The organism is Chelativorans sp. AA-79, assembly GCF_029457495.1.
Taxonomy (GTDB): Bacteria; Pseudomonadota; Alphaproteobacteria; order Rhizobiales; family Rhizobiaceae; genus Chelativorans.
The window spans coordinates 2,835,196-2,852,583 of sequence record NZ_CP120361.1 but is presented as its reverse complement, the minus strand read 5'-3'; the positions used below and the strand labels follow the sequence as shown (position 1 = coordinate 2,852,583).

Sequence of the window (17,388 nt, the reverse complement as noted above, 5' to 3'; positions counted from 1 at the left end):
ACGGCGCCCCGCGGGCGCCGCGGGCATCGTTCCTGAAGCTTTTCCACCGGCTGTCACATTTCCGCAACATCGGTGTTTTTCGCTTCAATTTGGGCGTAACTCGCCGAGATTTGCTAGGATTCTGGAAAGTTTCCCTTGCGATAATCAGTGCGTGGATACCGGCAAATCTCGAAAGGCGGGGTTTACGTATAAGTAAGAATTACTCGTTCCCGTGGGTCTCGCGGTCTTGGCCATTGCCTGCCGTAACATCCTCGTTATCCTCATGTCCGCGAACACCCAAGCAAGGGAGGAGGGTTTTTCGTATGCGGTTCAATCATTTCGGATATTCGGCGGTGGGGCTGGCGCTTCTTGCGGGCAGTGCACAGGCAGGGGGGTTTTCGCGCGGCACCGCGGATACCGACATCCTGTTTGAACAGGGCAACTTCAATTTTCGTGCCGGCGCCTATATCGCGGTACCGCATCAGGAATACCGTTCCGCACCGACCAGGGCTCCAAGTCCGGGATTGATCGGCGAAGACTATCTCGACACCTACGTCATTCCTTCGGCGGCGGTGAAGTTCGGCTTCACCGACAACTTCGCCTGCGCCGGGACCTATACCGATTCGAACGGCGCCGCCTCCAGCTATTCCGCACCCTATGGTGTCAGCGGCAAGCTCTCGGAGGAGTTCACGGTGGCGGAGTTCGGCGCCACCTGTGCGGCATTCTTCGATGTCGGCAGAGGGCGCCTCGCCCTGCTCGGCGGCGCGTTCCTGGAGCGGTTCGACTACTCGCTCGACGCCCGGCCGACCGTGCCGGGTCTTGCGCCCATCCCGATACAGGTGCCCCTCAATCTCGGCCTCGACAGCAGCGCCTATGGCTGGCGCGCGGGCATCGGTTACGAGATTCCGGAGATCGCGTTCCGTGCGCAGCTCCTGTACCGTTCGGGCACGAGCCATGATGCCACGGGGTCGGCGGATACGCCGCTCCTCCCGGGGGTCGCTCTTCCTGCCTTCGGTTCCGGTGAACTGCCGCAGAGTGTGGAATTGAAAGTGCAGTCGGGCATCGCGCCGGGATGGCTTGCCTTCGGTTCCGTGAAATGGACCGACTGGTCGGTCAATGAGACGCTCGATCTGCGCTTCTCCGTGCCCGGCGTGGGCACGCTCGCCAGCCTGAACGAGTATTACTGGCGCGACGGCTGGACGGTCACCGCGGGCGTCGGCCACGCGTTCAACGAAAACGTCTCCGGCGTGCTCACCGTCCAGTGGGACCGCGGGGTGAGCACCGGCTACGACCTGCGCAACGATAAATGGCTGGTGCTGGCCGCCACGAGCCTCACGGACAAATGGGGCGGCGAGCTCCGGCTGGGCGGAGGCGTGTCCTATCTGTCATCGGCCGATATCACGGAAGGGCTCGAGGCCGGCGCTTCGGTCGACTCGGGCTGGGCTGGACTCTTTGCCGCATCCTACAGCGTCAAGTGGTAGGGCGAGAAGGACGCATATGATGGGAGGGCTCGGGCTCTATGCCCGATCTCCCCATCCCTCCCAGATGCCGGCCGCCGAAGCATCCACGCTCATTGTCCTGTCCCATAAACGCTACCTTGACGCGACATTGCGACCTTCGCCGTTCTGCTCCGTCTCTGATAGACTGCAGTCGAATCGGGGGCACGGTTCGGCTCGCTACCGGCCTTCCTTCCGCAGTCCTATCGGTCGTTGGAGGAAACATGCGGAAACAGTTCCTTCCCTTCGCATTCCTGCTTTGCCTGGCGTTTCCATCGCATGGGCTTGCGGAAGACAAGGGTCCCGGCTTCCTCCAGCCCGGCATTCACGCCGATTGGCGTGAGATCCGGCTTGGCGTGCTCGCTTACGATCGGGGTTTCTTCTCGACCGACGACTTCAGCGGTGCCGTCATAAACGGCGAGTTCCTGTTCAATTCCCCGGAATTCCTCGATCGCATCGGGTCACCCCGGCCTTATATCGGCTTCGATGCTGCCATTGCCGATGATCCCGTTCACTTCATCTACACCGGACTCAACTGGGACTTTCATCTTTTCGGAAGGCTCTATCTGAGCACCAGTGTCGGCGGCGCCATCACGACGGCGGAAAATCTCCACGACCCGAGCACCTACAAGGCCATGGGCTGCAGGGCTCTGTTCCATCTGGGAGCCGCCATCGGCTACGATGTCGGCGAGCGGTGGACGCTGCAGGCCTATGCGGATCATTTTTCCAACGCCGGGCTGTGCAGTAGCGAAAACAACGGCGCCGAAGCGACGGGCGTGCGCATCGGCTATCGCTTCTGACAATCGGACGCTTTCGCACCAGTCGAAAAGAGCGTCAGAAGGCCACGGCGAGCGTGGCCGCGATGCTCATGAGGATGCAAACGACGAGAAACGCCATATAGGTGCGCGGCCGATCGAAGAAGATGGCATAGCCTGCAAGCCATGCCGATGTGCCGGCTCCCAGTGAAAAGAGGAATCCGTCGCGCTCGCCGAAGCTGATCGTGGCAGCCATCAGGCCCCCGATCGTGATGGCGCCGAACACGATGATGACAGCGACCGCATATGCTTCAAAATTATCGTTCATGACAGGTCCCGTTGATCGCGATCCTTATCCGCAGACGATGCGGCAACCCCAACGCCGCTAAACTCCTTCAGTCCAACCGTACGGCGAGCGGGCGAACCATTCTTCATCGCTCAGCTTCCTTTTCCGGACCTCTGCAGGGATATCAGCAGCACCCCTTTCCGGCATAGACCGATTCGTCCCGGCCACCCATATTGCATAGGTGTTTGATTCTCGCACGCCCAGTAAATTCTACAAACATCAGCGGCTGTGTTCGCCGAGACGACTCGGGCTGGTCGCCGACTCGGCTATTGTGACGGGCTCTCCACACCCTCCGCGTCGAACCGCGTCTGCGACCGGACGTTCCTTATCTGCGGAATGTGAAAGCTCTGACGGAAATAGGCGCGGAAGGCCTCCATCGCCTCGTTGAATTTCACGTTCCTGGCCCACGCGAGACCGACATTCATGGCCGGAATGGATTCCTGGAGCACGATGGTCTCAAGCCTCCGACCTTCCAGTGACCAAGGCCGATAGACCATATCGGAGAGGATCGCCACACCCTGGCCGCTTGCGACCATGGAGCGCACGGCCTCCACCGAGGAGGTGCGCAACTTCACGTTCGGCCGGTAATGAGTGCTGCTCCAGTAACCGAGCGACGTGTTGGCGGCCTCGTCGACCGTAAGCATTATATACGGCTCCTGTGCAACGTCGGCGAGGCTTACCCGCGCCTTGTGCAGGAACGGGTGCCGCGACGGGACCCAAAGCCGGCGTGGCGAACTGATCATGGTTTCGCTGGCGATCTGCGGATCGCGTATGTTCGAGGTAAGCAGAACGGCGATATCGTAGCGCTCGTCGAGCAGCCCTTCCTCGATGGCATCGCGGCTGAGTTCGAAGAGTTGAAGGTCGAGGCCCGGAAAACTGCGGCGCAGCCGCTGCAGATGGTCGGGGAGGAAGTAGCCCATCACCGTGTATGTGGCGGCAACGGACAGTTTTCCCTCAACCCTGCCGGACGGGATGTTGAGATGGGTGGCTTCATGCACCTTTTGCAGGATCTCATAGGCATGGAACAGAAATTCGCGCCCCGCCGGCGTCAGCTCCATGCCAGTGGTCGAACGGTGGAACAGCTGCAGATTGACCGTTCGCTCGAGCTCGCGGATTGCGGTCGTGATGGCCGACTGCGAGATCGAGAGCTCCACCGCAGCCTGCGAGATCTGGCCGAGCTCGGCAGTCGCGACGAAGTAGCGGATCTGCCGCAGGCTGATGGACATTGGCACCCTCCAGGGGCTTCGGATTTTTTAATATTACAGCATCAAAAAATAGAATTTCCAATCGCCTTTCCCACTTCCTAGTCTGCCCATGAGTGGAACAAGTGCCCGCCAAGAACCGGCAAGGTCGCGGGTGAAAGGGAGTATCGGATGGCCGTCGTGGCGATCGACGTGAATTGCGACATGGGCGAAGGTTTCGGCGCGTGGCAGTTGCGCGAGACCGACGACGACATTCTGATAAAGCTCATCAGTTCCGCCAACATCGCCACCGGCTTCCACGCGGGCGATCCCAGCCTGATGGACCGCACGGTGCGCATGGCCGCAGAGCACGGGGTGGGCGTGGGCGCTCATCCGGGATACCGCGATCTCCAGGGCTTCGGTCGGCGCCGCATCGATGGCAGCACGGCCGAACTCGTCAACGACATCATCTATCAGGTGGGCGCCGTCCGTGAGTTCGCCAAACGCCACGGCACGGTTCTGCAGCATGTGAAGCCGCACGGCGCCCTCTATATGGAACTCGCCGTCAACGAGGAGTTCTCCGATGCGTTCGTGCGCTATATGCGCAAGGTGCAGCCAGACACCGCCATCTTTTGCATGGACATGTCGGTGACCTACGAGATCGCCAGGGCTGCGGGGCAGCCGGTCATCCGCGAATTCTTCGCCGACCGGGACTACGCGGATGACGGCTCTATCGTCTTCACGCGCCGGGTGGGGCGGCTCGACCCCGACGCAATTGCCGAGAAAGTCGTCAAAGCTTGCAAGACAGGGAAGGTAACCACCGTCACCGGCAACGAGATCGGCATCGACTTCGAATCCATCTGCTTTCATTCCGATACGCTCGGCTCTGCCGAGATCGCCACAGCCATGCGCCAGCGGCTCACGGAAAGCGGCATCAGAATCGTTCCGGTTTCGCAGATCCTGGGGCGCGAGAGCCCGAAACGACAAGAGGATACTCATGAGCAAGGTTGAGATCAGGGCACCGATGCCAGGAGTTTTCTATCGGAAACCCTCCCCGGACAGTCCACCCTTCAAGGCGGACGGGGAGGACGTTGCCTCTGGAGACGCAGTGGGGCTCATCGAGGTGATGAAGAGCTTCCACGAGGTCACGGCCTCGGTTTCGGGAAGATCGATCCACTTTTTGCTTGACGATGCCGAGGCGGTGATGGCCGGGCAGGTCATTGCCGAATTGGAGGGGTGAGACCTATGGCGATCGGCTCTCTTCTCGTTGCCAACAGGGGTGAGATCGCGGTGCGCATCATCCGGGCCGCTCGGGCTCTCGGCATCAGGACGGTGCAGGCGCACAGCGCTGCAGATGCCGACTCCCTGCCAGTCAGAATGGCGGACGATGCGGTGCTGATCGGCCCGCCGCCTGCTGCGAAATCCTATCTCGACATCGGGGCGATCATCGGGGCCGCGAAGCAAAAAGGCGTCGACGCAATTCATCCCGGTTACGGCTTTTTGTCGGAGAACGCGGATTTCGCTGCCGCCGTCACTGAAGCCGGGATGATCTTTATCGGTCCGGATGCAGAATCCATTCGCCTGCTGGGCGACAAGGTTGCAGCACGCAAGGTGGCGCGGGATGCCGGCGTACCCACCGTGCCGGGGAGCGACGGCCGGATTTCCGGGGTGGAAGAGGCACGGGCCCTCGTGCGTGGGATCGGGTTCCCGGTGATGATCAAGGCGGCGGCCGGAGGCGGCGGGCGTGGCATCCGCATCGTGCGGGACTTTGCCGAATTCGAGAAGCAGTTTCCGCAGGCCTCATCCGAGGCGAAGGCGGCCTTCGGCGACGGCGGGCTCTATATCGAAAAGGTGATCGAGAACGCGCGTCACATCGAGGTTCAGATCCTGGGCGACGGCGACAACTTCATCCATTGCTTCGAGCGGGAATGCTCGCTCCAGCGCCGCAGACAGAAGGTATGGGAGGAAGCACCGGCCTTCGGTCTGTCACCCGCCGTGCGCAAAGCTCTGACCGAAAGTGCGGTCGCGCTTGCCAGATCCGTCCGCTACAGGGGCGCGGGTACCGTCGAATATCTCTACCACCCCGAGACCGAGAACTTCTACTTCATCGAGGTTAATACCCGCATCCAGGTCGAGCATCCGGTGACGGAGATGATCACCGGCATCGATCTCGTTGCCGAAATGATCCGCATCGCCGGCGGCACCCCACTGTCGATCAGGCAAGAGAACGTGCGCATAAACGGGCACGCCGTGGAATGCCGCATCAATGCCGAGGATCCGGCCGCAAACTTCATGCCGTCCCCTGGCCAGGTGAGCGGGCTCGTGGTGCCGGACGGGGAGGGCCTGCGCTTCGATACGATGCTCTATGACGGCTATTGGGTTCCGCCCTTCTACGATTCCCTGCTGGGCAAGATGATCGCGCACGGCGCCGACCGCCGCTCGGCGATCCAGCGCATGAGGGAAGCGCTCGCGACACTTTCCATCGGCGGTATCAAGACCACGATTCCCCTGCACATGGCCCTCGTTGCCAATCCGGATGTGGCCGAGGGGGCGATCAACACGAAGTACCTGGAAGGCTGGCTTGCCGGCGCCCCGCTGAGCAAAGCCGCGACCGCTACGGAGAACGCCTGATGAAGCCGCGATATACGTTCGGCGGGGATGAGCATCTGTTCGTCGAAGTCGACGAGGAGATGTCGCTCGACGCCTTTTTCAAGAGCCTGTCGATGACCCGCATCATCGCCGAGCGTGCCATGGAGGGCGTCACGGAAATCTGTCCGGCGAATGCCTCCTTTCAAGTGAAGTTCAATCCCGACGTCATCTCGCCGGACGCGCTTTTGAGAGAAGTACGGTCCATCGAAGCACAGGCCGAAGGTTCCGATCCGGTTCTTGAAACCCGTCTGATCGAGATCCCCGTCTATTATCAGGATCCCTGGACGCATGAGACGCTGATGCGGTTCCGCGAGCGCCATCAGGATCCGCGGGCGACCGACCTCGAATACGCGGCGCGCATCAACGGGTACGACTCTGTCGAAGATTTCATCGCCGCGCATTCGGGTTCGCCATGGTTCGTCTCCATGGTCGGCTTTGTCGCCGGCTTGCCTTTCATGTACCAGATGGTCGAGCGCGAGCGGCAGATTCAGGTGCCGAAATATCTGCGACCGCGCACCGACACCCCGAAACTGACGGTCGGTTATGGAGGCTGCTTCTCCTGCATTTATTCGGTGCGCGGGGCCGGCGGCTATCAGATGTTCGGCATCACCCCGATGCCGATCTTCGACCCGGATCAGAAGACCAGCTATCTGGAAGACTTCATGGTTTTCTTTCAGCCCGGCGACATCGTGAAGTTCAAGCCCATAGACCGCGACGAATACGACCGGATGGTTGAAGCCGTTGCGCGCAACACCTTCCGGCCGAAGATCTGCGATGTGGACTTCGACCTTCGAGCTTTCAGCGCTGATATCAAGGGCTACAACGCACGGCTGGAGGGCATGATCAATGGCGATTAAAGTGCTCAATTCCGGCCTATTGACCAGCGTGCAGGATCTGGGACGACCCGGTTATTTTCATCTCGGCATTCCCGTCTCCGGCGCGATGGACCGTTACGCGATGCGTGCGGCCAACCTGCTGGTTGGAAACGGCGAAGGAGATGCCGGACTGGAAGCCGTCTTTGTCGGGCCGACATTGGAATTCCAGAGCGACAGCGTCATCGCCGTCACAGGCGCGGACATGCCGCTCAAGATTGACGGTGAAGCGCAGCCTGGCTGGACCGCACTTCCCGTCAAGGCCGGCCAGGTCCTGAGCTTCGATTTCCTCACGGCCGGGGCGCGCATCTATATCGCCGTCGCCGGCGGCATCGATGTGCCGCTGGCGTTGGGCAGCCGCTCCACATATCCGATCGGTGCGCTCGGCGGCTTCAAAGGACGCGCCGTCGCCGCAGGTGACGAGTTGCCGGTCGGAACGCCGTCGAACCATGCGGTCAGCGGCCGGACGGTGCCCGGCGAGTTGCGCCGCGAGCTCCGCGTTTCGGCCGAACTGCGCATCCTCCCCGGGCTCTACGATCATCGCGTCACCAAGTCCTCGCTCGACCGCTTTTTCGAAGAGGAGTGGAAGGTCGCACCGGAAGCGGACCGCATGGGCTATCGCTTCCGCGGCGGCACCCCGTTGGAATTCGTCGAACGCAAGCAACCCTTTGGCGCAGGATCCGACCCGTCGAACATCGTCGACAGCTGTTATCCCTACGGGTCGGTTCAGGTACCTGGCGGTACCGAACCCATCATCCTTCACCGCGATGCGGTCTCGGGCGGAGGGTATTTCATGATCGGGACTGTGATCTCGGCCGATATGGATTTGATCGGCCAACTGCAGCCCAACACATCTTCGCGCTTCCGCAGGGTGACGATGGAGGAAGCACACACCGCTCGCAAGGCGCGGGCAGCGATGCTCGACCGTCTTAGAACAACGCTGCAATAGCAGCTACCGCCCGGGTCGCGAACCGCGCCTCATGCAGGAATGAGATAAGGGGCCAGATGCCCCGGCTGGGGCAGGACGGCAACGATCTTGAGCTGCGCGATCGTGCGGTCGCGTGACTTGGAGAGGTGATTTTCCAGGAGTTCGGCTGCGCTCTGCGTTGCGTCGACGATAAGCAACTCTCCGATCATCCGGATCTCGCGGATCGACAGGGAGTCGCCCGAAAGGCCGAGATTGAAGAGCGCCTTCTGAGAAGCCTGCAAGGTCTTCAAATTGTTGGAGATCAGCGTCCGCAGGTCACGATTGGGGGTGGAGAGGATGGCCAGATCGATGAAGGCGTTGACGAGTTCGAACCAACGCGCAGCCTTTATGGGACCGGCTTCCCGCTCGGTTTCCTCCATCTTCTTGCAAAGACGCTCCAGCGCAATCTTGTCGACGAAGGGAGCGGCCGAACGCAAGGCCGCCACCTCAAGGATAGCACGCAATTCGAACTTGTCCTTGATCGATTGTGCCGTCAGCGGGCCCACCAGCCAGCGCGATGTCGAACTCTTGGTGACAAGTCCGCGTTCCTGCAGGCGACCTAGAACATCGCGAATGACGGTGCGGCTGACGTCGAAATATGCCGCCAGGTCGTTCTCGACGATCCGGTATTGGCCGAACACCAGACAGGAGGACACATCGCTCTCCACCTGATCGTGAATGCGCCTCCAATTGGGCCTGTTGAGGGATTCGTCATGAGCTTCTTCGACCAGCAGATCGAGCGTTTTGATATCCGTGCGCACCGGGGTGATGCCGGCATCCGGCGGGCCGACGAGATAGCCGCGCCCATCGAAACGGCTCACGGTTCCATCTTCTTCGAGCAGCGCGAGCGCGCGTTTCACCGAACTGCGCGAGATCTTGAGGAGTTCGGCGATAGGCCCCTCGAGCAGTACCAGCCCGCGCATCAGAATCCCCGCCTTGATGTTGGCGCGAATCGTCTCGGCGGCCGAAAGATAAAGCGGGGTTCTGGGAAGCGATTGCGAGGAGGTCATTGCGATCCGGGTCATAGAGTCTGGTTCCGGTTTTGGCGATTCTCGCTGCGCGCTTCCATCGAAAATACGACCAAGGAAACAAATACGGGAATACAAAGATCATTTTTTAAGCAGGGTTCCGGCCATTTTCTAGGCGCCTGCACAAATTTTTCCGATCTCGCCGCTCGTCACCCGCCCGAACATCCCCTGTTTGCGGAGTACCCGGCCCCATGCGCTGAAAACCGAGGACAAACTCGGCGCTCGCTCGCACGGAAGTCCACATGAAAAGAAAATGACTGCGCGGCTTGCGCGGTCGAGAAAAAATGTGTTTGTATACATCATCATTTTCGATGATGGCACATCAGAAGCCGGGAGGAAAGCTTGCTCTCATTGAGTTCAGTCACGAAGCGGTATGGCGACGTTGCCGCGCTCGACGGCTTGAGCATCGCTGTCCCGGACAATGCCTATGTCTCCCTGCTGGGAGCCAGCGGCAGCGGCAAGACCACGCTCTTGCGGGTCATCGCCGGGTTTGAAGAGCCCGACAGCGGCACCGTCACTTTCGACGGCAAGCGTCTTGACGGCGTGGCCCCGCATAAGCGGGGCATCGGCTTCGTGTTCCAGAACTTCGCCCTGTTTCCGCATCTGAGTGTCGAAGACAATATCGCCTTCGGCCTGCGTTACCGGGACGACGATCCCGTCTCCGACGCTGCGGACGTTCGCCGTCGTGTCGCCGATGTCGTCCATCTGGTTGGGCTGGAGGGCTTGGAACAGCGGAAAGTCACGGCGATTTCCGGCGGGCAGCGCCAGCGTGTCGCCCTTGCGCGCACGCTCGTGACGGAGCCGCGGCTGGTGCTGCTTGATGAACCTCTCGGCGCCCTCGATGCAAACTTGCGGGAGCGCATGTGCGATGAGTTGCGCGCCATTCGTGAACGCCTGAAGGTCACGTTCCTGCATGTCACGGGCAGCGAGACAGAGGCTCTTTTGATGGGCGACACGGTTGCGGTGTTGTCGGCCGGCTCCATCGCCCAGATCGCGCCGGCATCCTCTCTTTTTGCCGCGCCGCGCAACGCCGATGTGGCGCGCCACCTGAATGCATACAACATCCTTGCGGGCAGGGCCGAACGGGGCGAGTTCCGCTCGCAGGCCGCTCGGTTTCCGCTGCCAGGCGGTGTAGCGCCGCCCGATGGAACTCCAGTCGAAGTGGCGCTGCGTTTCGATCGCGTCGCCGTCAAGCAGGCGGGCAACGCCTCCGCCGTTTCGCTGCCGGCGCGCTTCATTGCCAGCGAGTTCACCGGTGCAACGGTGCTCTCCTTCTTTCGAATGGAGGACGGGGCATTGCTGCAGGTGGTTGCGCATCTGAGCGGGCCCCAGCCACCAAGTTTCACAAAGGACGAGCTTTACGACCTCACATTCGACCCGGAGGACGTCATCCCATTTCTCGAGAGGGCCGCATGATGGAAATTGCCGGCGAGCAGGTGCAAAGCGCCACGCCCCCACTCGGCGCAGAAAACGGCCTGTCGCCGGCGGAACGCCGTGCCCGCCAGGAGCGCCGCAAGGCGCTGGTCCTGATCAGTCCGGGTGTTCTCTGGATGGCGCTCTTCATGGTCCTGCCGATGATGATGGTGGTTTACGTATCCTTCTGGACGCAAACCACCTTCACCATCGAACCGACACTGACCACGGACAGCTGGGTGCGCTTTCTGACGAGCTCCACCTATCTCTCCGCCGCGTGGACCACGGTTCGGGTCTGGGCGATCGTGCTTGCGGCCACACTGGTCATCGGTTACCCGGTGGCGCTCTTCATCGGCCTGATGGTGCGAAACCAGACGCTCCAAACGGCGCTCCTCATCATCTGCATCATTCCGTTCTGGACCTCCTTCCTGATCCGCGTCATTGCCTGGCGCCCAATGCTGGGCACGGAAGGCGCGATCAACATGATCCTTATGAAGCTGGGCATCATCGATGCGCCGCTGACCACCCTCCTGTTTTCCGAATTCGCGGTGCTGATCGGCATGACGCAGATTTACTGCGTCTTCATGGTAGGGCCGATCACCTTCATGCTGAGCCGGATCGATCCCAGCATCATCGAGGCTGCACGCGATCTGGGTGCGGGCTTCGGGCGCATTTTCTTGAAGATCATCCTGCCGCTGTCGCTGCCGGGCGTGATCGTCGGCGCGATCTTCGTGTCGGTCATGGTCCTCGGTGAGTTCGCCACCGCCGCATCGCTGTCGGGCCGCAAGGTCAATCTGCTCGGCAACATCATCGTGTCGCAGGTGGGCTCGCTCAAATGGGCGTTCGCCTCGGTCGCGGGCGTCATCCTCACCGTCGTCATCGCCGCGGTGATCACGGCGCTGCTGCGCGTGGTCGATCTCAGGAAGGAGATGTAGCCATGGAAGCGCGTGTGCTGAAGCCCGTCCTCGGCGTCTATTGCGCCGCCTTTATCCTCTTCCTCTATGGCCCGATGATCGTGCTTGCGATCCTGTCCTTCCAGGGAGCCGGCGGTGGTCCCCAGTTCCCGATCATCGAATGGTCGACATACTGGTACCAGCACCTGCTGGGGATGACGGAGCCCGGCCGCATCTCGCGTCTTCCGGTTGGCGACAGCCTCCTGCGCTCGCTGGCGCTTGCCGTCATGACGACGGTGGTTTCGACCGTGCTCGGCGTGATCACCGCGCAGGGTTTCCGCGCCCGCTTCAAGGCATCGGGCGTGGTCTTTTATCTGATCATCCTGGGTATGATCGTGCCGGGTGTTCTCGTCGGCCTCGGCATGGCGCTGCTCACCAACATGCTCGGCATCGACCGCAGTTGGTGGGGCACGGCCTTCGTGCTGCATGTGGTTTATACTTTCCCCTTCGCTTTCCTGGTGATGCTGGCGATCTTCAATCGCTTTGACCGCAGCGTCGAGGAAGCATCCCTGTCGCTCGGCGTCTCGCCCGCGCAAACGTTCCGGCGGGTCACCTTTCCGATGATCTTTCCGGGCGTTCTGTCGGCGATGCTGTTCTCCTTCACGCTGTCCTATGACGAGTTCTCGCGCACGCTCTTCACCTCCGGCCGCGACCTGACGCTGCCATTGGCGATTTACGGCACGTTCTCCGTCGAAATCTATCCAAACATCTTCGCCTTCGGTGTGCTCACCACGCTCTTCTCTTTCACGCTGCTCCTCATCTACGCCCTGCTGATGCTGCATGCGGTGCGCAAAGGGCAATCCTTCAAGGGACAGGAGGAAGCCGAATGAGTAAGGCTGTAGCGAAAGTTGCGCTCGTGACGGGTGCAGGTTCCGGTATCGGGGCGGCGATAGCACGGCGTCTTGCCCGCGAGGGCTACCGCGTTGCGGTGAACGATCTGAGGACCGAAGCCTGCCAGCGCGTGGCGCAGGACATCGCCGGGGCCGGCGGGGAGGCCGCCGCCTTCACCGCCGACGTTTCGAGCGAAAGCGCGGTAGCCATGATGGCCGAGGCGGTGAGGGCGCGTTTCGGTGTTGTCCATCTGCTTGTCAACAATGCCGGACATGGGCATCAGGCCTCGTTTCTCGACATCTCGCTCGATCAGTTCGAGCGCATGTTCGCCGTTCATGTGCGCGGCACCTTCCTGATGACGCGCGCCGTGCTGCCGGCCATGCTCGAAAGGGGCGAGGGCGTCATCGTGAATATCGCTTCGCAGCTTGGCCAGGTCGGCGGCGTCGAGCTCGTCCATTACGCGGGTGCGAAGGGCGCGATCATAGCGATGACGAAATCGCTCGCCCGCGAGGTAAGCACGCGCGGTGTCCGCGTGAACGCCGTTGCGCCGGGCCCCATCAAGACGCCGCTGGTCGAGGCACTGTCCGACGATTGGAAAAAGGCCAAGGCAGCCGAGCTTCCGCTCGGCCGCTTCGGCGAGCCGGGCGAAGTGGCCGGCGCCGTCGTCTTCCTGGCTTCTCCGGACGGAGCGCTCTTCGTCGGCCAGACGCTCGGGCCGAATTCCGGCGACGTCATGCTCTGAGGAGATCTGCCACCATGGCTGAAATGAAGCATGCAAGACGCATTGTTCTCGTCACCGGCGGCGGCCTCGGCATCGGCCGCGCCGCCTGCGAGGCGTTCGCCCGCAGCGGCGATCATGTGATCGTCACCGATGTCCTGGAAGAGGAGGGCAGGGCGCTGGCCGAAAAAATCGCCAAGGAGGGCGGGTCGGCCGAATTCGCGCCTCTCGACGTCCGTTCGACCGAGGCGGCGGACGCACTGGTCGCTCGGCTGAACAAGGAGCATGGCCACGTCGACGTGATCGTCGCCAATGCCGGCATTGCACATCGCGTCCCGCTCGGCGAACTGTCCGACGAGAAGTGGGACCATACCTTCGACATCGATCTGAAAGGCATGCTGCGGGTCATCCGTCCCGCAGTTCCGGCCATGCGCACGACGGGGGCGGGAGCGATCGTGTGCCTCTCCTCGATCATGGGCGTTGCCTATGGCTGGGACGAGCATGTCCACTACTCCGCCGCCAAATCCGGCGTGGTCGGACTCGTGCGCGGGCTGGCTGTGGAGCTTGCCGGGCATGGCATCCGCGTCAACGGCGTTGCACCCGGATACATCCGCACGGCGCAGCTCCTTTCCGAAAAGCACTCCCTTGGGCCGGAAGGCGCCGAGAAGGCCGCCTCCTTCATTCCCATGGGCCGGCTGGGCGAGCCGGAGGACATCGCCGACGTCATCCATTTCCTGGCTTCGCCTGCGGCACGCTACCTGACGGGACAGGTGCTGACGGTGGACGGGGGCCTGCTGGTGGGCCGCTACTGAGAGGACTGGGTAAACAAGATGGGAACTGAAAGATGAAAAAGCACCCGATGCTGAACAGACGCACCATGTTGAAGGGAGGCGCCGGCGCCGCGGCGCTGGCCATGGGAGGCATTTCTCCACTCCTGCGCTCGCAGGCGGCACTCGCGCAGTCGCTGGCCGATCAGCAGCTGCGCACCATCGGCCTGTCCACGACCGTGCAGGACCGCATCCTCGAGATGTTCAAGAAGGAAAGTGGCGTGGGCTCGGTCTCCGGCACCGCATCCACTTACCCCGACAGCCAGACGCGCATCCTTTCGGGCGCCGGCGACTACGACTGCTGGGAAGTGATCGCGGAGCGTCTGCCGGCGGTGATCGCCACCAACAATGTGGAACCGATCGCCACGGCGGATCTGCCCAACTGGAGCTCCATTCGCGACACCTTTACAAAGGAAAACGATAAATGGGAGCGACGCGCGCAGATCGTCGGCCAGATATGGACGGACGAGGCGCAGACGCAGCTTTACATGGTACCGGCGGTCTACAACTACGATTCCATCGGCTACAACCCGGAAGTGGTCAGCGACGAGGAGGCGAACACCTGGACCGCGCTCTTCGATGAGAAATGGCGCGGCCGATCGGGCCTCAATGTCGATCCGCTGATCGCCATCGGCCAGGCGATCCTCGCCATGAACACGCTCGGCCATCTGGACGCGAAAAACCCCGGCAACCCGACTGTCGAGGAGATCGACGAGGCGGCAGCCTTCCTGATCTCCAAGAAGAAGGACGGCCAGTTCCGCGCCCTGTGGGGTGACTTCGGCGAGTTGGTCAACCTTATGGCGTCCGGCGAGATGGTGGTGTCGGACGCGTGGCAGCCCGCCGTCATGGCGGTCAAGGCGCAGGGCCGTCCGGCCAAATACGCCACACCTAAGGAAGGCACGCGCGGCTGGACGATTGGCCCTTCGCTGATCGCCGGCTCGCCCAACCGCGAGGCAGTCATCGCCTACGCCAATTTCTGGCTCTCCGGCCCACCTGCCATCGCCGTCACGGAGCAGGGCTATTATTCGCCCAGCACCAAGATCAAGAACGTGATGGACCCGGACAAATATGCTTTCTGGTACGAGGGCAAGCCGTGGGTCGGCGCGCCCGAGCGCGGCATCATGGAAGGCGACCTGCGCGACGGGGGTTCGCTAGAGGAGCGCTCTGCCAATGTCGCCTACTGGCACCAGTGGCCGGACGAGTACGACCACCTGATCCAGCGCTGGGACGAATTCCTGAACGCCTGACGCGATCTTCCGCACCGGGCCGGCCGAATGGCCGTCCCGGTGGGGTCTGGGACGTTTTCGGCAAGAGCATCGGACCGAGGCATGAACGATCTTGAACTCATAGGAGTCGGCAAGACCTATCCCGACGGAACGGTCGCCGTCTCCGATTTCGACCTGGCGGTGAAGCCGGGCGAATTCGTCGCCTTTCTCGGACCTTCGGGCTGCGGAAAGTCAACCACGCTGCGCATGATCGCCGGCTTCGAGAAGATCTCCCATGGCGATATCCTCATCAAGGGCAGGAATGTTTCGGCCACACCACCCGAGAAGCGGCCGACCTCCATGATTTTCCAGAACTACGCGCTTTTCCCGCATATGACGGTGCGCCAGAACATCGGCTTCGGCCTCGATGTGAAGGGTCTGTCGGCGGCCGAGAAGAAGGCCAAGACCGATCGCATCATGGATATGTTCGGGTTGAGCGGGTTCGCCGATCGCAAGGCCGACAGGCTTTCGGGCGGGCAGCGCCAGCGCATCGCGCTGGCGCGCGGCTTGGTGGTCGAACCGGACATTCTTCTGCTCGATGAGCCGCTCGGCGCGCTTGATGCAAATCTGCGTCGCGTCATCCAGAACGAACTGAAGCTTCTGCAGCGCGAACTCGGCATCACCTTCGTTTTCGTCACCCACGCACAGTCCGAGGCGCTCGGCCTGTCGGATCGCATCGTGGTCATGAACCGTGGCAGGGTCGAGCAGGTCGGCACCCCGTACGAAGTCTATACATCGCCCGCCACGGAGTTTGTGGCCCGCTTCATCGGTTCGAACGCCATCATCGAAGGGGCCAATCTGAAGGTCCAGGGGGATATGGCCGTTGTCGACACCGCATTCGGGCGTATGCGCGGCCGCTACGCCGCCTCTGTTTCATCTGGCGCATCGGTGCTCGTCGCCATTCCGGCCGAAGCGATGCGCATCCAGCCGGCAAATGCCGCCCCGGCAACCGGCGAGAACCGTTTCCAGGGCACGGTATCCATGAAACACGCCGTCGGCAGCATCGGCCACGTCAAGGTTGCTCTGGACGGCAGGCAGAGCGTCGATGTGCAGACCGGCACGGACGACGAGGCTCTGATGCGGCTCGCCATCGGCGATGCCGTCGTCGTGGATTGCCCCTCCGATCGAGTAACGCTGGTCGGGCGAGGCTGAGAAACAGGGGCTGATCCGGCCCCGCAGAAACCGAAACAAGGGAGATATTGAGAATGGCAAAAGAGATACTTGTCGGCTTCGGCATAGACGTAGACGCCGTCGCAGGCTGGCTCGGTTCCTATGGCGGCGAGGACTCTCCCGATGACATTTCGCGCGGCATGTTTGCCGGTGAAGTCGGGTCTCCGCGTCTTCTCAAGCTGTTTGACCGGCTCGGCATCCGCACCACCTGGTTCATCCCCGGTCACTCCGTGGAGACCTTCCCCGACCAGATGAAGGCGGTGGCCGATGCCGGCCACGAAATCGGCATTCACGGGTACAGCCACGAAAATCCGATCGCCATGACCCCGGAGCAGGAGGAAGAGGTTCTCGACAAGGCGATCGGCCTGATCACCGACCTGTGCGGTCGGCGCCCGACCGGTTATGTGGCTCCATGGTGGGAATTCTCCAATGTCACCAACGAGCTGCTTCTGAAGAAGGGGATCAAGTACGATCACTCGCTGATGCACAACGACTTCACGCCGTATTACGTGCGCGTCGGCGACAAGTGGACGAAGATCGACTATTCTGCCAGGCCTTCGGACTGGATGAAACCGCTGGAGCGCGGCCGGGAGACCGATCTGATCGAAATCCCGGCCAATTGGTACCTCGACGACCTGCCGCCCATGATGTTCATCAAGAAGTCGCCGAACAGCCATGGCTTCGTCAATCCAAGGCATCTGGAAGAGATGTGGCGCGACCAGTTCGACTGGGTCTATCGTGAGATGGATTACGCCGTCTTCCCGATCACCATTCACCCGGATGTCTCGGGCCGCCCGCAGGTGCTCCTCATGCTCGAGCGCCTGTTCGAGCACATGAAATCGCACGAGGGCGTGCGCTTCGTCACCATGGACGAGATGGCGGACGATTTCGCCAAGCGTAGCCCGCGCAAGAAATGATCCGAAGCGGGGCGGCCCTGC

Annotated in this window: 18 protein-coding genes; 15 read left to right on the top strand and 3 right to left on the bottom strand. The window is 61.8% G+C overall.

Annotated elements, in window-relative coordinates; translation table 11 throughout:
* Positions 1 to 302: 302 nt before the first annotated feature.
* Both PVE73_RS13865 and PVE73_RS13860 read left to right on the top strand, forming a co-directional pair.
* Positions 303 to 1,460: an outer membrane protein transport protein gene (locus tag PVE73_RS13865; RefSeq protein ID WP_277362815.1), complete on the top strand. Its 1,158-nt coding sequence runs from the start codon at positions 303 to 305 to the stop codon at positions 1,458 to 1,460.
* A gap of 239 nt (positions 1,461 to 1,699) precedes the next feature.
* Positions 1,700 to 2,275 (top strand): acyloxyacyl hydrolase, encoded by a 576-nt coding sequence (locus PVE73_RS13860; RefSeq protein ID WP_277362814.1) that lies wholly within the window; start codon positions 1,700 to 1,702, stop codon positions 2,273 to 2,275.
* Between the two features lie 34 nt (positions 2,276 to 2,309).
* On the opposite strand, the gene PVE73_RS13855 is transcribed toward PVE73_RS13860, so the two are convergent.
* On the bottom strand, positions 2,310 to 2,558 hold the full coding sequence (locus tag PVE73_RS13855) for a hypothetical protein (RefSeq protein WP_277362813.1): 249 nt from the start codon (positions 2,556 to 2,558) through the stop codon (positions 2,310 to 2,312).
* Between the two features lie 284 nt (positions 2,559 to 2,842).
* On the bottom strand, positions 2,843 to 3,802 hold the full coding sequence (locus PVE73_RS13850; protein WP_277362812.1) for a LysR family transcriptional regulator: 960 nt from the start codon (positions 3,800 to 3,802) through the stop codon (positions 2,843 to 2,845).
* Positions 3,803 to 3,949: 147 nt separating this feature from the next.
* Between PVE73_RS13850 and PVE73_RS13845 the strand changes: the two genes are divergently transcribed.
* From PVE73_RS13845 to PVE73_RS13825, 5 genes are read left to right on the top strand one after another with little or no spacing between them, the layout of a single operon-like run.
* Positions 3,950 to 4,768, top strand: coding sequence for a 5-oxoprolinase subunit PxpA (locus PVE73_RS13845; RefSeq protein WP_277362811.1), 819 nt, complete (start codon positions 3,950 to 3,952; stop codon positions 4,766 to 4,768).
* Complete coding sequence (locus PVE73_RS13840; RefSeq protein WP_277362810.1) at positions 4,755 to 4,997, top strand: acetyl-CoA carboxylase; 243 nt, start codon at positions 4,755 to 4,757, stop codon at positions 4,995 to 4,997. The genes PVE73_RS13845 and PVE73_RS13840 overlap by 14 nt, the downstream gene beginning before the upstream one ends.
* Before the next feature lie 5 nt (positions 4,998 to 5,002).
* The gene (locus PVE73_RS13835; RefSeq protein WP_277362809.1) at positions 5,003 to 6,388 is read left to right on the top strand and encodes an acetyl-CoA carboxylase biotin carboxylase subunit; all 1,386 of its coding nucleotides are present in this window, start codon (positions 5,003 to 5,005) and stop codon (positions 6,386 to 6,388) included.
* Positions 6,388 to 7,263, top strand: a complete 876-nt coding sequence (locus PVE73_RS13830) for an allophanate hydrolase subunit 1 (RefSeq protein ID WP_277362808.1) — start codon at positions 6,388 to 6,390, stop codon at positions 7,261 to 7,263. Before PVE73_RS13835 ends, PVE73_RS13830 begins: the two co-directional genes overlap by 1 nt.
* Complete coding sequence (locus PVE73_RS13825) at positions 7,253 to 8,227, top strand: biotin-dependent carboxyltransferase family protein (RefSeq protein ID WP_277362807.1); 975 nt, start codon at positions 7,253 to 7,255, stop codon at positions 8,225 to 8,227. The genes PVE73_RS13830 and PVE73_RS13825 overlap by 11 nt, the downstream gene beginning before the upstream one ends.
* A 29-nt stretch (positions 8,228 to 8,256) precedes the next feature.
* Here PVE73_RS13825 and PVE73_RS13820 read toward each other — a convergent pair whose 3' ends face one another.
* Positions 8,257 to 9,270 carry a GntR family transcriptional regulator gene (locus PVE73_RS13820; RefSeq protein WP_277362806.1) on the bottom strand — a complete coding sequence of 338 codons (1,014 nt, stop codon included), beginning with the start codon at positions 9,268 to 9,270 and terminating at the stop codon, positions 8,257 to 8,259.
* 354 nt (positions 9,271 to 9,624) lie between these two features.
* Here PVE73_RS13820 and PVE73_RS13815 point away from each other — a divergent pair, with 354 nt between their 5' ends.
* The 8 genes from PVE73_RS13815 to PVE73_RS13780 all read left to right on the top strand — a co-directional run bounded on the left by PVE73_RS13815 (position 9,625) and on the right by PVE73_RS13780 (position 17,367).
* A complete protein-coding gene (locus PVE73_RS13815; protein ID WP_346772367.1) occupies positions 9,625 to 10,689 on the top strand; it encodes an ABC transporter ATP-binding protein in 1,065 nt (354 codons plus the stop codon).
* Positions 10,689 to 11,621, top strand: coding sequence for an ABC transporter permease (locus PVE73_RS13810; RefSeq protein WP_277367456.1), 933 nt, complete (start codon positions 10,689 to 10,691; stop codon positions 11,619 to 11,621). Before PVE73_RS13815 ends, PVE73_RS13810 begins: the two co-directional genes overlap by 1 nt.
* Before the next feature lie 2 nt (positions 11,622 to 11,623).
* Positions 11,624 to 12,469, top strand: a complete 846-nt coding sequence (locus tag PVE73_RS13805; RefSeq protein WP_277362804.1) for an ABC transporter permease — start codon at positions 11,624 to 11,626, stop codon at positions 12,467 to 12,469.
* Positions 12,466 to 13,212, top strand: coding sequence for a glucose 1-dehydrogenase (locus tag PVE73_RS13800; RefSeq protein WP_277362803.1), 747 nt, complete (start codon positions 12,466 to 12,468; stop codon positions 13,210 to 13,212). Before PVE73_RS13805 ends, PVE73_RS13800 begins: the two co-directional genes overlap by 4 nt.
* Before the next feature lie 14 nt (positions 13,213 to 13,226).
* Complete coding sequence (locus PVE73_RS13795; RefSeq protein WP_277362802.1) at positions 13,227 to 14,000, top strand: SDR family NAD(P)-dependent oxidoreductase; 774 nt, start codon at positions 13,227 to 13,229, stop codon at positions 13,998 to 14,000.
* Positions 14,001 to 14,032: 32 nt separating this feature from the next.
* A complete protein-coding gene (locus tag PVE73_RS13790) occupies positions 14,033 to 15,262 on the top strand; it encodes an extracellular solute-binding protein (protein WP_277362801.1) in 1,230 nt (409 codons plus the stop codon).
* A gap of 81 nt (positions 15,263 to 15,343) precedes the next feature.
* Positions 15,344 to 16,432, top strand: a complete 1,089-nt coding sequence (locus tag PVE73_RS13785; RefSeq protein ID WP_277362800.1) for an ABC transporter ATP-binding protein — start codon at positions 15,344 to 15,346, stop codon at positions 16,430 to 16,432.
* A gap of 53 nt (positions 16,433 to 16,485) precedes the next feature.
* Positions 16,486 to 17,367 (top strand): polysaccharide deacetylase, encoded by an 882-nt coding sequence (locus PVE73_RS13780; RefSeq protein WP_277362799.1) that lies wholly within the window; start codon positions 16,486 to 16,488, stop codon positions 17,365 to 17,367.
* Positions 17,368 to 17,388 lie beyond the last annotated feature (21 nt).

Bases quoted from the DNA above. Each gene is read 5' to 3' on its own strand.
- PVE73_RS13830 (WP_277362808.1), top strand. From the start codon at position 6,388: ATGAAGCCGCGATATACGTTCGGCGGGGATGAGCATCTGTTCGTCGAA.
- PVE73_RS13850 (WP_277362812.1), bottom strand. From the start codon at position 3,802: ATGTCCATCAGCCTGCGGCAGATCCGCTACTTCGTCGCGACTGCCGAG.
- PVE73_RS13805 (WP_277362804.1), top strand. From the start codon at position 11,624: ATGGAAGCGCGTGTGCTGAAGCCCGTCCTCGGCGTCTATTGCGCCGCC.
- PVE73_RS13825 (WP_277362807.1), top strand. From the start codon at position 7,253: ATGGCGATTAAAGTGCTCAATTCCGGCCTATTGACCAGCGTGCAGGAT.
- PVE73_RS13785 (WP_277362800.1), top strand. From the start codon at position 15,344: ATGAACGATCTTGAACTCATAGGAGTCGGCAAGACCTATCCCGACGGA.
- PVE73_RS13835 (WP_277362809.1), top strand. From the start codon at position 5,003: ATGGCGATCGGCTCTCTTCTCGTTGCCAACAGGGGTGAGATCGCGGTG.
- PVE73_RS13820 (WP_277362806.1), bottom strand. From the start codon at position 9,270: ATGACCCGGATCGCAATGACCTCCTCGCAATCGCTTCCCAGAACCCCG.
- PVE73_RS13865 (WP_277362815.1), top strand. From the start codon at position 303: ATGCGGTTCAATCATTTCGGATATTCGGCGGTGGGGCTGGCGCTTCTT.
- PVE73_RS13800 (WP_277362803.1), top strand. From the start codon at position 12,466: ATGAGTAAGGCTGTAGCGAAAGTTGCGCTCGTGACGGGTGCAGGTTCC.
- PVE73_RS13840 (WP_277362810.1), top strand. From the start codon at position 4,755: ATGAGCAAGGTTGAGATCAGGGCACCGATGCCAGGAGTTTTCTATCGG.
- PVE73_RS13855 (WP_277362813.1), bottom strand. From the start codon at position 2,558: ATGAACGATAATTTTGAAGCATATGCGGTCGCTGTCATCATCGTGTTC.
- PVE73_RS13780 (WP_277362799.1), top strand. From the start codon at position 16,486: ATGGCAAAAGAGATACTTGTCGGCTTCGGCATAGACGTAGACGCCGTC.
- PVE73_RS13860 (WP_277362814.1), top strand. From the start codon at position 1,700: ATGCGGAAACAGTTCCTTCCCTTCGCATTCCTGCTTTGCCTGGCGTTT.
- PVE73_RS13790 (WP_277362801.1), top strand. From the start codon at position 14,033: ATGAAAAAGCACCCGATGCTGAACAGACGCACCATGTTGAAGGGAGGC.
- PVE73_RS13845 (WP_277362811.1), top strand. From the start codon at position 3,950: ATGGCCGTCGTGGCGATCGACGTGAATTGCGACATGGGCGAAGGTTTC.
- PVE73_RS13795 (WP_277362802.1), top strand. From the start codon at position 13,227: ATGGCTGAAATGAAGCATGCAAGACGCATTGTTCTCGTCACCGGCGGC.
- PVE73_RS13810 (WP_277367456.1), top strand. From the start codon at position 10,689: ATGGAAATTGCCGGCGAGCAGGTGCAAAGCGCCACGCCCCCACTCGGC.